The sequence below is a fragment of the Algoriphagus litoralis genome (assembly GCF_003259255.1).
GTDB classification, from domain to species: Bacteria; Bacteroidota; Bacteroidia; order Cytophagales; family Cyclobacteriaceae; genus Algoriphagus; species Algoriphagus litoralis.
Map to the genome: position 1 here is coordinate 248,453 of NZ_QGOL01000003.1, position 14,478 is coordinate 262,930.

13 protein-coding genes and 1 other RNA gene are annotated in these 14,478 nt (G+C 42.3%); 6 read left to right on the top strand and 8 right to left on the bottom strand.

The features are described from left to right. The first annotated feature begins 203 nt into the window (after positions 1-203). The gene (locus DK188_RS04465; RefSeq protein WP_111669602.1) at positions 204-1,373 is read left to right on the top strand and encodes a pyridoxal phosphate-dependent aminotransferase; all 1,170 of its coding nucleotides are present in this window, start codon (positions 204-206) and stop codon (positions 1,371-1,373) included. A 13-nt stretch (positions 1,374-1,386) separates the two neighbouring features. Continuing rightward, positions 1,387-2,529 (top strand): AEC family transporter, encoded by a 1,143-nt coding sequence (locus DK188_RS04470; RefSeq protein WP_111669603.1) that lies wholly within the window; start codon positions 1,387-1,389, stop codon positions 2,527-2,529. Positions 2,530-2,606: 77 nt separating this feature from the next. Here DK188_RS04470 and ald read toward each other — a convergent pair whose 3' ends face one another. Next, a complete protein-coding gene (ald, locus tag DK188_RS04475) occupies positions 2,607-3,722 on the bottom strand; it encodes an alanine dehydrogenase (RefSeq protein WP_111669604.1) in 1,116 nt (371 codons plus the stop codon). A gap of 428 nt (positions 3,723-4,150) precedes the next feature. Here ald and DK188_RS04480 point away from each other — a divergent pair, with 428 nt between their 5' ends. Continuing rightward, positions 4,151-6,565 (top strand): alpha-ketoacid dehydrogenase subunit alpha/beta, encoded by a 2,415-nt coding sequence (locus DK188_RS04480; protein WP_111669605.1) that lies wholly within the window; start codon positions 4,151-4,153, stop codon positions 6,563-6,565. A 34-nt stretch (positions 6,566-6,599) separates the two neighbouring features. Here the strand turns inward: DK188_RS04480 and DK188_RS04485 are convergent, their stop codons facing one another. Next, positions 6,600-7,274 (bottom strand): hypothetical protein, encoded by a 675-nt coding sequence (locus tag DK188_RS04485; protein WP_111669606.1) that lies wholly within the window; start codon positions 7,272-7,274, stop codon positions 6,600-6,602. A 68-nt stretch (positions 7,275-7,342) separates the two neighbouring features. Between DK188_RS04485 and DK188_RS04490 the strand changes: the two genes are divergently transcribed. Continuing rightward, on the top strand, positions 7,343-8,338 hold the full coding sequence (locus tag DK188_RS04490) for an acyl-CoA synthetase family protein (RefSeq protein ID WP_111669823.1): 996 nt from the start codon (positions 7,343-7,345) through the stop codon (positions 8,336-8,338). Between the two features lie 268 nt (positions 8,339-8,606). Here DK188_RS04490 and DK188_RS04495 read toward each other — a convergent pair whose 3' ends face one another. Continuing rightward, positions 8,607-9,764, bottom strand: a complete 1,158-nt coding sequence (locus DK188_RS04495; RefSeq protein ID WP_111669607.1) for a sigma-54-dependent transcriptional regulator — start codon at positions 9,762-9,764, stop codon at positions 8,607-8,609. Between the two features lie 15 nt (positions 9,765-9,779). After that, positions 9,780-10,184, bottom strand: an RNA gene (gene rnpB / locus DK188_RS04500) — RNase P RNA component class A. Between the two features lie 219 nt (positions 10,185-10,403). Between rnpB and DK188_RS04505 the strand changes: the two genes are divergently transcribed. Both DK188_RS04505 and DK188_RS04510 read left to right on the top strand, forming a co-directional pair. Continuing rightward, on the top strand, positions 10,404-10,883 hold the full coding sequence (locus tag DK188_RS04505) for a DUF4442 domain-containing protein (RefSeq protein WP_111669608.1): 480 nt from the start codon (positions 10,404-10,406) through the stop codon (positions 10,881-10,883). 42 nt (positions 10,884-10,925) lie between these two features. Beyond that, positions 10,926-11,498 (top strand): DUF3109 family protein, encoded by a 573-nt coding sequence (locus tag DK188_RS04510; RefSeq protein ID WP_111669609.1) that lies wholly within the window; start codon positions 10,926-10,928, stop codon positions 11,496-11,498. On the opposite strand, the gene DK188_RS04515 is transcribed toward DK188_RS04510, so the two are convergent. The 4 genes from DK188_RS04515 to DK188_RS04530 all read right to left on the bottom strand — a co-directional run bounded on the left by DK188_RS04515 (position 11,495) and on the right by DK188_RS04530 (position 14,466). Further along, positions 11,495-12,220, bottom strand: coding sequence for a GDSL-type esterase/lipase family protein (locus DK188_RS04515; protein ID WP_111669610.1), 726 nt, complete (start codon positions 12,218-12,220; stop codon positions 11,495-11,497). The two genes, DK188_RS04510 and DK188_RS04515, sit on opposite strands and share 4 nt — an antisense overlap. Further along, entirely contained in the window at positions 12,220-12,573 is a 354-nt protein-coding gene (locus DK188_RS04520) for a translation initiation factor (protein WP_111669611.1), read from the bottom strand. The genes DK188_RS04515 and DK188_RS04520 overlap by 1 nt, the downstream gene beginning before the upstream one ends. A 53-nt stretch (positions 12,574-12,626) precedes the next feature. Continuing rightward, the gene (locus DK188_RS04525; protein WP_111669612.1) at positions 12,627-13,481 is read right to left on the bottom strand and encodes a universal stress protein; all 855 of its coding nucleotides are present in this window, start codon (positions 13,479-13,481) and stop codon (positions 12,627-12,629) included. A 76-nt stretch (positions 13,482-13,557) separates the two neighbouring features. Further along, the gene (locus DK188_RS04530) at positions 13,558-14,466 is read right to left on the bottom strand and encodes a 1,4-dihydroxy-2-naphthoate polyprenyltransferase (RefSeq protein WP_111669613.1); all 909 of its coding nucleotides are present in this window, start codon (positions 14,464-14,466) and stop codon (positions 13,558-13,560) included. Positions 14,467-14,478 lie beyond the last annotated feature (12 nt).

Below are 14,478 nucleotides of genomic sequence, written 5' to 3' on the forward strand. Positions count from 1 at the left end.
TTGGTTTAAAAAGTGAGTCGAATTGATTTTTTCATTTAACTTCATGTCAACTTGAGGTTCTCAAAAGGACTTCCCTCCCCAAATAGCCTGAAAAAGGAAAGTAATTTCCACATATCCTGATTTTTAAACTCAGGCCATTTTCCTAGCGATCAATGTTTTGACAGAAACCTATTAAAATATCTATTAACCCAATTTCAACTAGTATGATCAAAAATATAAACAGAAGGGATTGGTTAAAATCCAGTCTAGTCGCAGCAGGTGGATTGATAGCATCTCCATCATTAGCCTTTAATTCTGGGAAAAACCACAGTTTAGTACCATCCAGTATCATTCGGGAAGTGACTCCATCTTTTCCAATTGACGAAAGCAGGATCTTGGCTAGACTCAATGCTAATGAAAATCCCTATGGTCCTTCACCAAAAGTGATTCAAGCTATTGCAGAGTCAGTGAGTCAAGGTAATCGGTATGGGCATGGTGATGCTGCTACTTTGATCACTATGATCGCCGAAAAAGAAGGAGTGAGCAAAGAGTGCATTATGCTTGGGCCAGGTTCTACGGACCTTCTGGAAAAAGTGGCTATTACCAGATTTCAGCACGGTGGAAACATTGTTTCTGCCGATCCTTCCTACATGTCCGTGATGAGTACTGCGCAAGCTATGGGAGGAAAGTGGAAGCCAGTGACTTTGGCGGCGGATTATTCACATGATTTGGCTGGTATGAGAGCTGCCATAGATGGGGATACTCGCCTAGTCTATATCTGCAATCCAAATAATCCAACTGGATCCATCACTGAAGCTGAGTCATTGAAGGATTTCTGCATCGAGGCATCTTCAAAAGTGCCTGTATTCGTCGATGAGGCCTATTTGGAATTTTTGGAAAATCCGGAATCTCAAAGTATGGTGGGACTAGTAGCTCAGGGTAAAGACGTGATTGTAGCTCGCACATTTAGTAAAATTCACGGTATGGCTGGGTTGAGAATAGGCTATATCGTAGCCACTCCTGAGCGTATCGAGAGTATTACCAGTAAAGTCAGAAGTACGATGGGACTTTGTGTGACTTCATTAAAAGGAGCAATTGCCAGCATGAAAGAGTCAGCTTTTCTAGGACAGTGCAAGTCTCAAAATACGGAATGTAGAGAATATGTAGCCTCAGAAATAATTAATCTGGGATATAATCCTATTCCATCCTATACCAGTTTTATGATTTTCCCAATCGCTATGGATGCCAAAGTCTTCATGAAATCCATGTATGATGAAGGTGTGGGAATCAGGACCTACGAAATGTACGATAAGCCATGGTGTCGAGTCAGTATGGGGACCCATGAGGAGTTGGAATACTTCGTTGAAACTTTCAAAAAAGTAACCAAAGCCTGATCTACTTTACACTATGCCATTAGCGATTCAAACGTCTCTTTCGCTTTTGCTGATGATTTTACTGGGCTTTTCCTTGAGGAAAAAGCTGGATAGTGATGCGCATCGCAAAGGTTTGAAAGTGATAATTTTAGATTTAGCATTACCAGCCATGATTTTTGTGGCTTTGTTGGGGATCAAAATGGATGCAGAACTCTTGATTCTGCCTGTTTTGGTCTTCGTGTGGAATGGGGTTATGGTCTTAGCTGGATATGTTGGATTGCCTTGGATGGGCGTGGACCGGAATAGCCCGCAGCACCGAACTTGGCTCATGTTGTGGCCATCATTGGCGCCAGGTCTTTCATGTTTTCCCTTTCTAATCGAATATTTAGGCGAAGAAGCTTTGGCTTGGGGTGCGCTAGCGGATGTTGGAAATAAAATCTATGTTCTCATCTGTGCCTACCTTTTGGCTATGACTTGGTATTACAGAGTACATGCTTTGGGTAAAAGATCAAATGGACAAAAAGTAAAACAATTACTGATTGCGATGCTTCGAGAACCCATAAATGTCGTCTTGATCTTGGCAATTGTGTTGCTGGGGCTCGGTTGGAATATGGATAGCCTTCCTGGCTTTATTGGTAAATCTATTGTAAGCCTAAAAGATATTATGACTCCCCTTATTCTGCTGTTTATTGGGATGTCGGTAATCTTGAAATGGAAGCAGATTCAGTCCATTTTTAGTCTTTTAATGCTTAGGGCAGGGGTAAGTTTACTGTTTAGTGGGCTATTGATTAGTTTTTTTTCATTTTCTAGTTCTTCAGCTATCCTTTTGGCAGTGGTATTTCCGCTTTCAAGTTGTTCGTTTTGGCCATTTGCCCACATGTCGGCGGTCCGGCAGTTGGAAATTGCATCAGAAGAAGGAAAGTCAAGAAAAACTTTCGATTTGGAATTGGGAATAAATATTCTAGCTGTTTCGCTGCCTTTCAGCACCCTGTTAATTTTGGGAATCTTCAGCTCAGGAGACTATTTTACTGAGCCATCTCAGGTTTTTGCGCTAGGAGGCTTGTTGGTTATGCTCCCAATACTGACTAGGTTGATTTCTTGGATCAAAACCTTGGATTTTTCCATGGATTACAGCAAAAATCAAAATTTGAAAAATAGTCCTGCCGAAGGAAGGTGAAAAAAATACCCCCAAAAAGAATTCAACTTTTTGGGGGCTATAAGTATTTAGATCCAAATGAATTTGATCGTCTGGATTTAAGCTAAATATTTAATCACAGGGGTATATGGCATATCGAAAGCCTGAGCCACTGCTTCGTAAACGATATCTCCGTTGATCACATTCAGGCCTGGTACCAAATCAGGATTTTCCTGAGCTGCTTTTTTCCAGCCCTTGTCTGCTAGTTGAATGGCGTAGGGTAGGGTAGCATTAGTCAAGGCTAAGGTAGAAGTATAAGGAACCGCACCCGGCATATTGGCTACGCAATAGTGAACAACATCATCAATGATGTAGGTTGGGTTTTCGTGCGTAGTAGGTCTGCAGGTTTCAATACAACCTCCCTGATCTACTGCCACATCCACTAGGACAGTGCCGGGTTGCATTTCCTTAAGCATATCTCGAGTGATCAAGTGTGGGGCTTTTGCTCCTGGGATAAGAACTGCACCCACGATCAAATCGTGGTTTTTGATCATTTTTCTGATGTTGAATTCGTTGGACATCATGGTCTTCACATTGGCAGGCATGACATCTGCCAAGTACCTCATTCGAGGTAGCGAAACATCCATGATCGTCACATCAGCACCCAAACCTGCAGCCATCCAAGCTGCTTGAGTCCCAACGATACCACCACCAAGGATCAAAACTTTGGCTGGAAGTACACCTGGAACGCCGCCTAAGAGGATTCCGCGACCTTTCAAAGGCTTTTCAAGGTAGTTGGCTCCTTTTTGTATGGCCATTCTTCCAGCCACTTCAGACATAGGTATCAAGAGCGGAAGACTTCTGTCCGCTTTTTCGACAGTTTCATACGCCAAGCAGACAGCCTTGCTTTCCACCATTGCCTTGGTCAAAGGCTCATAGGAAGCAAAGTGAAAATAGGTAAACAACAACTGGTTTTCCTTGATCAATTTGTATTCTGACTCAATCGGTTCTTTGACCTTCATGATCATTTCAGCGATTTCATAGGTTGCTTCAATGGTTGGGAGGATTTTTGCACCTGCCGCTTCATATTCAGCATCAAGAAAACCACTTCCTTCACCAGCGGTATGTTGTACATATACCGTGTGGCCTTTTTTGATCAATTCTTTTGCCCCTGCCGGAGTAAGAGCTACCCGGTTTTCGTTGTTTTTTATTTCCTTTGGAACACCTATAATCATGATTAGCGTATTTGGATTTAATATTTAATGCAAAGATAACAAGCAAAGAGAATCCAAAAAGTGGTTTTTAAAATAGTATTTGGTGCTAATTTGGATAAAGGAAGTTTTTCCAAAGTTTATTTCATAAATCTTCTGTCAGATTAAGAATATTCCAAAAATTAATTTTTAAAAGATGAAAATTTTGAAAAATATTTCTGAAAAACTTTTCCTAGTGCAAATATACTCGATTCTAGATTTTCAAACATTTCGGTGGTTTGTTGTCGATTTTCGGTATAATATTTCTCTTGGATGAAAATTTGGCAATTGAATCAAAATTTTTGATTGTGTAAATCTAAACCCGAAATTTGTATCAAATTCAATTTTGGCTATTTTTGATAAGCTAAGTGCAGAATAATAGACCCAAAGTAACCATTAGATTAAACTCGCAAATGGCAATAAGCAATACTCAGACTGAATTTCCGGAAGTTCCCGAACTCCAAAAAGAAGAAATCCTGAACGATTTCAGGGTGGCTGTGACCAGTAGACATGCTTCTCTGATGGGAAGGAAAGAGGTGTTTATGGGTAAAGCCAAGTTTGGAATCTTCGGTGATGGAAAGGAACTGGCGCAGATTGCCATGGCGAAAGCATTTCAACTTGGGGATTTTAGATCAGGGTATTATCGTGATCAGACCTTCATGATGGCTATTGGTGAGTTGACTGTTCAGCAATATTTTGCGCAACTCTACGCACATACTGATGTAGAAGCAGAGCCTGCAAGTGCCGGACGACTGATGAACGGGCACTTTGCTACTCGATCAGTTGACGAATTTGGTGCCTGGAAAGACCTCACCAAAATGTACAACTCTGCTGCGGATATTTCTCCGACGGCTGCTCAAATGCCAAAGCTTTTGGGATTGGCCTATGCTTCCAAGCTTTTCCGAAATACGAAAGAACTGAAAGGTTTAACGCAGTTTTCGGTCAATGGAAATGAAGTCGCCTGGGGTACCATTGGCAATGCGTCGACCTCCGAAGGGATGTTTTTTGAGTCGATTAATGCGGCTGGAGTACTTCAAGTTCCCATGGTTATTTCAGTTTGGGATGATGGCTACGGCATCTCAGTGCCTCAGGAGTTTCATACCACTAAGGGAAGTATTTCTGAGGTTTTGATGGGCTTTGAGCGGAATGAGAGCCAAAAAGGTTTTGAAATCATCCGTGTCAAAGGCTGGGATTATGAGGGATTGAAAAATGCCTTCACTAGAGCTGGTAGTCTTGCCCGAACTTCACATATTCCAGTTTTGATCCATGTGGAAGAGATGACTCAACCTCAAGGACACTCCACTTCGGGCTCACATGAGCGATATAAATCAGCCGAACGCCTTCAGTGGGAAAAAGATTGGGATTGTATTGCCAAGTTCAGAGACTATATCATCACAAATGGAATTGCCAATGACGATACGCTAGACCAAATCGAAGCGGAATCCAAGGCTGAAGTCAAAAGACAAAAAGAAGCGGCTTGGAATGAATTTTCAGGTGAAATAAAAAAGGAAATTCAAGAGGTGGTCAATCTCTTGAAGTCTGCTGCAGAGAAAAGCACCCGAAAAGTTGTTCTCAACCAAATGGCCGACGATCTTTCCAAGACGCTCAATCCGATTAGAAAAGATACAATTACTGTAGTAAGAAAGGCCTTGTTATTGTTGAGATTCGACAGTGAAAGTATCAAGAGCGAATTGAAAGCCTGGTACCAATCTCAGGAGAAGAAAAACTTTGACCGATACAATAGTCATCTATACAGCCAAACAGAATGGGCAGTAGAAAAAATAGAGGAGGTTCCTCCCCTCTACAATGAAAAGTCTGCATTAGTGGATGGCCGGGAGATTTTGCAGGCATTTTTTGATTACACCTTAGAAAAAGACCCAAGATTCTTCGCCTTCGGTGAAGATGTTGGTAAAATCGGAGATGTGAACCAAGCTTTCTCGGGTCTTCAGGCAAAATATGGGGAGAATCGAGTAGCTGATACCGGGATTAGAGAGTGTACGATCATTGGTCAGGGAATCGGAACTGCACTCAGAGGATTAAGACCTGTGGCCGAAATTCAGTATCTCGATTATTTACTTTATGGACTTCAGATGCTTTCTGATGATTTGGCATCCTTGCTATATAGAACAAAAGGGGGGCAGAAAGCTCCTTTAATTGTCAGGACCAGAGGACATCGGCTAGAAGGTGTATGGCATTCCGGTTCACCGATGGGCATGATTCTGTCCTCACTTCGAGGAATGATCGTCTGTGTGCCAAGGGATATGACTCAGGCAGCGGGTATGTATAAGACGCTATTGGATTCCGATGAGCCAGCAATAGTGATTGAGTGCCTCAATGGCTACCGTCTGAAAGAAAAAAAGCCGGCGAATTTAGGAGAATATAAAGTGGCCTTGGGTAAACCTGAAATTCTTAGGACAGGAAATGATGTCACGGTTGTGACCTATGGTAGTATGTGCAGAATCGTAGAAGAGGCAGCCCAAGATTTGGAAGAACTGGGTATTTCCGTTGAATTAATTGATGTTCAAACCCTTCTTCCTTTTGACAACTATGGCATAATCGGGGAATCAATCAAGAAAACCAATCGAGTACTCTTCGCTGATGAGGATGTCCCTGGAGGCGCTTCTGCCTTTATGCTTCAGCAAGTCATAGAAGGTCAACAGGTCTTTAAGTACCTTGATTCTGAACCGCAGACTTTGTCAGCTAAGCCTCATAGACCCGCCTATTCTTCTGATGGAGATTACTTTTCTAAGCCAAGTGTTGACGATGTGGTGGAAAAAGTATACGGCATCATGCATGAGGCAAATCCCAAAAAATTTCCTGCCATCTAATAAAAAAGCCCTCGATGAGAGGGCTTTTTTATTATTAATTTCTTGTGATTTGCCTTAGGGTGACTTCCGGGCTTGATACTTGATTGCTTCGATTTAGCGCCCGATCTTGAATTTCAACATCCACTCGAAGTGTATCTGTTCTGAAAATAGATTCCCAGCCTGATGAGAGCATTCGGTATTTGATGTTTCCTTCTACAGATTGACCTTCTTCAGAGATAAGAATCCGAGGAAATCTACCATTGAAAGTGGTGAAAAAGGGAGGGTCCTGCCATCTGAATTCAGTGAATTGACCATTTCTTTTAATATAAAAGCGAATGAAAATGTTGTACTGATTCTCATTTTGCTCCACCCAGATCGTATCCTTAACTACCGTGTTGTTGATAATTGGATCAATCACCCAATCGATTGGATTATAACTTGGGGCTTGTGGAGGCCTATTGGTGTAAGTGATTAGGTTTCCAGCAGCGTCTCTTTTGTATATCAGTGGGTTGAATGGCGGATTGATGTCTGTGGCCGAAAGGCCTAAATCTCCCTCTGCATCTTTGAAATTAACGCTTACAATCAGTGAATCCTGACTTGAAGTGGAAACATATTCGATAGTCGAAAATTCAATTTCGGGGGTACTCGGAAAGTTATCAGGGGGACTGATACAGGAGGTCCAGCCAATAGCTGTGACAAACATTAATCCTGAATAGTTTTTGAATCGCATTGGCTCAGGGTAAATTTACTTCCGAAAAGTACATTAGTTTTTTTTCAGTGAACGCAAATTATAAAACGATGCAGGATTTTAAAAGTTTTTCGGAAAGTCTGACCTTTTTTGATTTCGGTCATTTTGAAAATCTTGCACTTGAATTGTTTCAGTATCAAGCAATGGAAAATGACGTGTATAATAGCTATTTGAAAGCAAGAAAGATAGATACTAAGGCGGTTAAATCTATCAGAGACATTCCCTTTCTACCCATACGCTTTTTCAAGGATTTCCCTGTGGTTTCTGGGAAGATTTCTGACTATTCCGCATTTTACTCCAGCAGTGGTACCACCGGGATGATTACAAGTAAGCATTACATTTGGTCAGAGGCTTGGTATTTGGATCATGCAAAGCGAATATTTGAATCCCAATACGATAACTTATCTGAATTTCATGTTTTGGCGCTTTTGCCAGCCTATCTCGAGCGACCTGGCAGTAGTCTGGTTTCCATGGCGAAGCATTTTATTGAAACTTCTCAATCGGTTCATTCCGGTTTTTACCTATACAACCAAGATGAGCTGCTTAGCAAATTGAAATTCCTTAGTGCTGACAAGAAAAAGGTTTTGCTGCTAGGGGTTACATTTGGCCTGCTTGATTTGGCAGAATCTGGCAAAGACTTTTTTCCAATGGAAAACCTGATTGTGATGGAAACTGGAGGGATGAAAGGGAGACGCAAGGAAATGATCCGGGAGGAGGTTCACGATATTTTAAAGGCCTATTTCAAAGTCGAATGCATTCATTCAGAATATGGAATGACCGAACTCATGTCGCAGGCCTATTCAAAAGGGGAGGGGAAATATACGCTGCCCCCCACTATGCATGTTATGCTTCGGGATGTGAATGATCCCTTGAGTTGGTCTTCGAGATCTCAAGGTGGTATCAATGTGATTGATCTAGCAAACTTTCACTCGTGTGCATTTATCGAAACACAGGATTTGGGAAGATTTGATTCAGATGGGTTTCTGGAAGTCTTGGGCAGATTTGACAATTCAGAAATTCGTGGCTGCAACTTGTTGGTGCAGTAATTGCTATCTTAAAATTTAATAGACATATTTGAAAAGGATAAAAAATAACTCATGAAATCGCGCATTCCCAACTTAAAAAGTGGAAAATCATTATGCGAGATTCCATTTGGCATTAAAAAACAAACTAAATACAAATGAAAAGATTAGCCACAATTGCACTATTGGTTGGGATTTTAGCTTTGGGCGCTTGTGCCTCCAGCAAACCTTGCCCGGCTTATGCCAAAGCACCTGCTGCACAGAAAGCCAATAGCTAAAAAATATGCTGACCTTAATAGTCAGCATATTTTTTTATATCCTCTAGGCTAATTATCGGTTCTCCGAGAATTACCAACCGCTCCACAACATTACGAAGCTCTCGGATATTTCCTGTCCAAGGGAATTCTTGTAGTTTTTGAAGGGCCTCCTTGGTGATTCCTTTTTTTGCATCCCCATTTTCCTGGGCGATATCATCGAGAAACTTATCCACCAGCAGCGGGATGTCTTCTTTTCGCTCTTTCAGTGCAGGTACTTGAACCAAGATCACACTCAATCTGTGATACAAATCTTCGCGAAACCTTCCACCTTCGATCTCTTTCTTTAGGTCTTTATTTGTGGCGGCGAGGACACGAACATCTACTTTGATATCCTTGTCACTACCTACACGGTTGATTAGGTTTTCCTGCAGTGCTCTCAAGACCTTGGATTGTGCAGAAAGCGACATATCGCCAATTTCATCCAGAAATAAGGTGCCACCTTGTGCCTGCTCAAATTTCCCGTTCCGCTGCTTGTGCGCAGAGGTAAATGCACCTTTTTCATGGCCAAAAAGTTCTGACTCGATCAATTCGGATGGGATAGCGGCACAGTTTACAGCCACAAAGGGTTCTGCTTGACGATTGCTTTTCTGGTGAATCCAGTGTGCTACCAATTCTTTTCCTGTTCCATTTGGGCCGGTGATGAGTACTCTGGCGTCAGTTGGTGCTACCTTTTCAATGGTTTCCTTGACTTTTGCGATAGCTGGAGATTGTCCTACCATATCGAATTTCTTCGATAGCTTTTTCTTCAGGACTTTGGTCTCTGTGACCAATTGTTTTTTGTCGAGTGCATTTCGTACGGTGAGAAGTAGGCGATTGAGATCAGGTGGCTTTGGGATAAAGTCAAAAGCCCCTTTCTTGGTAGCTTCTACTGCAGTTTCTATGCTTCCGTGAGCGGAGATCATGATAAACTGCGGTGAGCGTCCCAACGCTTTGGCTTGATCCAAAACCTCAATCCCGTCCATTTTTGGCATTTTGATGTCACAAAGGACCAGGTCAAAGTCCTCTTCTTGCATTTTGGCCAAACCTTCTTCTCCGTCTTGGGCTTCGGTCACATCAAACTTTTCGTACTCGAGGATCTCCCTGAGGGAGGCGCGGATAAACCGCTCGTCGTCAATAATGAGAATCTTTGGCATAGTGTAAAGTAAAGAAAAAAGTGCAAGTCTGTAAGCCGGGTTCTGTTTCTCTCAAAGAATTGAGCGATACCTGTCATTTATCTAGCCCCGACCTCGCGATCGGGGTCCATCGATCTACCCACCCCGGAATCCTGCCGAAGCAGAAATCGAACGAGCAGCTCTTTGCCCGGGGCCTATTTGATCTTTCAACCCATAAGGTTTGCCTAGCCCCGAATGTCACCATTCGGACGGTGGGCTCTTACCCCACCTTTTCACCCTTACCCACCGACAAAGTCGATTGGCGGTTTGTTTCTGTGGCCCTGTCTGTCTTCCTGTCGTCACCAACAGAAATCCTTCCCGTTAGGAAGTATGGCGCTCTATGTTGCCCGGACTTTCCTCTCTCCTGATAGTTTTCAGGACAGCGACAAGCCGACTTGCACGCTGCAAAGAACGGCAATTTTAACGATTGGTTTTCTTTTGAATTACAGATTGATCTTTGCTCAGGCCTTTTTTTATTTTTTTTCAAGAATTCAAAACAATCCTTGAAGCTGGGTGTTTATACATCATTAAAGGCTTTAAATAGCTTTTCTTCATAGTGCTGGGTTGAGCCGCTCCGAAAGGAGCGGTTCTTTTTTTGCCCCTTTTCTACTATCTTTTTCTATGGAAAAATCAACTCAGCGAAAATTCAAGCGATTGATCCGGGCGATCAATTGGTATCCACCTTACTTATTTTCAGGAATCAAAGTGGTCGATCATGCAGCAGATTTTTCTAGCTTCAAAACCCGACTTAAGCTGACTTGGTACAATCGCAATTTGCTTGGGACAGCTTTTGAGGGTTCACTGTATTCGATGTGCGATCCGTTTTTCATGTTTATTCTGATCATTCATTTGGGTGAAGAATATATCGTGTGGGATAAGCATGCGAGTATCGATTTTGTCAAACCGGGTAAAGGAACCGTTTTTACAGAATTTAAGCTGACACCTGATCAAATCGCTGAGGTGAAAAATATTGTCGATGAAAAAGGCAAACATGTTTTTGAATTTCCCTGCGAGGTAAAAAGCGCTGAGGGTCAACTGATAGCGAAACTTACCAAAGGTGTCTATGTAAAAAGAAAAAACTGGAAGTCTGACTCAAAATGAAGCTTTGAGTAGAAAGAATTACTTTTACAAAAAAACGCGGTTATGATTCTGGTTGGAAATGCGGTATTGTCGGATGATATCAAGGAAAATTTTTTCGTCTGTGACCTGGAAGCTTGCAAAGGGGCTTGCTGTGTAGAAGGAGATGCTGGTGCGCCATTGGAAGACGAGGAGACCAAAATCCTTGAAGAGATCTATCCGATCGTTAAAGATTACATTACGGAGGAAGGAAGGCAAGTTATTGCAAATCAGGGCGTTTGGGTAATCGATAAGGACGGGGATAAAGGTACGCCCACCATTGGAGACAATCGGGAGTGTGCCTATGCTTTATATGATGAACGCGGCATTCTCAAATGCGGGATAGAGCAAGCGTATCTGGATGGGAAAATTTCCTGGAAAAAGCCGATTTCCTGTCACCTCTATCCGATTCGAGTTACGAAATATGATCAATTTGATGCGCTGAATTACGATCGCTGGCATCTCTGTGATCCGGCTTGCCAATTGGGTCAAAGTCTGAAAGTTCCGCTATATCGCTTTCTAAAAGATGCTTTGGTCCGAAAATATGGAGAAGCCTGGTATGAGGAATTGTTGGCAGAGATCGAGGGTGAAAAGGATTAAGCCAATTTGAGAAGCCCTCGAGTTGACAAGCCGTCTAAAGTGAATTTTGCAATTTTTTGGTAACCTTCATCAGCGGGATGAATCAAGTCACTGGCAAAAAAATCAGAATTTATATCGAGTGTTATTTTGTCAAATAAAACCTCTTTTTGGCTCTGAGAGATGGAAATCATTTCTTTCTGTAAAAAATTTCGCTGGCCTTGTAGGAAGTATTGCATGAGCTTTGGGAATGCCGGAAAAAGGTGGACGGGAGGAATATCAGCCAAATAAATCCAGTCCGGTGAAAACCGATTTTTCAAATCTGAAATGAGCTTGTCCAATTCAATTCTAAACTTATCTGGAGCCGTTAATTTAAAACAATCATTTGCACCGAGGAATAGCATAATACCTTCAAATCTATCTTGGATCGCATTCAATTCTTTGTTGAAGTGTGAGGTCACCTGATGAACTTGCAATCCATTTTTGCCAAGATTCTTCACCTGAAATTCAGACCCCAAATGTTGGAAAAATTGTCCTGCCAAAGTGAATCTCTGTGCTGATGCACCCACTCCCGCAGCAGTGGATTCTCCCAGGATCAAAAGCTTCCGATTGCCATTTCCTAGAGTTAAGTTTTCGGATAATGCTGGAAGTTGGGGTCGTATTTGTCGGATTCGAAATGCCTGAAAAATCAAAAAAGGCAAAACCGGATAGAGTTTTGCCTTGAATAAGTGGTATTCAGCGACCATCAACCCCCAGATTTTTTAGCTCCATATCCTGCTGCTAAAAGTACCTGAAGAACTTTGTCCCGATGATCTCCTTGGATGAGAATTTCACCATCTTTGGTAGATCCGCCTACGCCACATTTATTTTTGAGAAGCTTTCCTAGCTCTTTCAGATCTTCATCCGAACCCACAAATCCTTCTACTAGCGTGACTTGTTTTCCTGCCCGGGATTTCTTATCCAGGAGCACTTTTAGCTTTTGTTGAGAAGAAGGGAGTGTTTCTTGTTCCTCCTGATCTCCCTGATCGTATTCAAAGGAATCACTGGTAGAGTAGACCACACCATCTCGTTTTTTCCAGTCGTTGTTTTTTTTGCTCATTATTAAATAGAAAAAGCCCACAGCTACCTGCAGGCTTCAATAAGGCTAGTGAATTATTTAACTCGATAAGTCCACACGGGTCTTTTGGAATGATTGACCACATCCTCAGCAATACTTCCTGTGATCAAATGTAGTAATCCCGTACGTCCATGTGTCGTCATAGCTATCAAATCGGCATCGATATCATCTGCAAATTCGATGATTCCGGATTCCTCGGAGAGCGAGTTATACACTTCTGCTTTGATATTTTCGAAATGATGCTTTTGGACGAAAGTCCGGATGCGGTTCATAGACTCTCGTGTCGTTTCAAAGTTCCCCGGAGTATTGACGATGACAAAGTAAAATTGGGCATGGAATACAGCTTGGATACGTTTGATCCTGTTGGCCACTTTTTCATCAGAATCCCGGAAATCAGAGGCAAATACGACCTTTTTCATCTTGGTTACATCCGTCTCAGCTTTGATAGTCACTACAGGACAGGAAGCTGTTCGGACTACTTTTTCCGTATTGCTACCGATGATGACTTCCTCAAGGCCAGAGGCACCTTTGGATCCCATCACGATCAGGTCGGGGTTTTGATCAGCAATAGACTCCGATATTCCTTTGAAGACTGACCCGAGGACCAGTTTGGTTTTCAAATTAAAGATGGAATCTGCATATTTTTCATCGATCTCTTTGAGCTGCTTTTTGCGGGTCTCAATCAATTCCATGAAGTATATCTGGCTTTCAAACTCAGGTACAGACTCCAATCCTCCACCCATCGTACCCATTCCAGTGGTGACGGGTGTTTCGATGATGTGAAGCACGGTGATTTCTATTCCGGAATAATTCGAGGATAATCCGGTTGCAAAATTCAAAGCATGATTTGCAGTTTGTGAAAAATCGTAGGGAACCAAGACTTTTATCATGATTGCTAGGGGTTTTTAGTTTCTACCAAATTAGCCAAAATAGGGGATGAATAAACTAATTTTCGTCAGGTTTTGATCAGATAATTAAACCGATTCCAAAAAGAATCACCCAAAGCAATGTACTCATGGCCATTTTTTTCAGGTAGGGATCTGTTTCAGCTGAGCTATTGGCATGCTGGACACCGTAGCCTACTTTCATCATGATTGGCCAGGCCAAAGTTGCCAATAAAGAAAACAAATGATCGCTGAAAAGTGCAAAAACAAAGAGACTGAGGTAGCCACCTGCAAGAAGCGCCCAGTTGTATTGAACTGCTCTCGTCCTTCCAATTCGAACGGGGATTGAGCGTTTTCCAGCTTTTTGGTCTGATTCGATGTCTCGGATATTGTTGATATTAAGAACAGCAGTGCTGAACAATCCGATCGAGATCCCAATCAGAATAGTAAGCGGCTCGAAACTCAGGGTATGCAGAAAAAAGGTTCCCAAAACGCCGAGTAAACCAAAAAAAAGAAAGACTGAAATGTCACCCAAACCGACATACCCATAGGGTTTTTTACCCGAGGTGTAGGAAATCGCAGCCCAAATGGCCGCGAGACCCAAGCCCAAAAATAGTGTGAATACAATCCAATTCTGAACAGCAAAATAGAGAAGAAGAAGTCCTGAGACTATCGAAAGTCCTCCAAAAATGTACATGGCACGCTTCATTTCAGCTAGAGAAATCAAACCGGACTGTACCGCTCTGACAGGTCCCTGCCGCTCTGCTGAATCGGCTCCATGCACGGTATCTCCGTAGTCATTGGACAGGTTGGATAAGATCTGGAGAAAAACTGTGGTCAGGGAAGCTAGCAGGAGAATTTCTAACCGGAATGCATCTTTCCACGCAGCCAAAAAAGATCCTGCAAAAATGCTGGCGAGAGCAAGGGGTAAAGTACGAAGCCTGACTGCATGCAGCCAGGCTTCTTTTTTGGAATTTATCTCTTTTTTCAATGGAAAAATGCT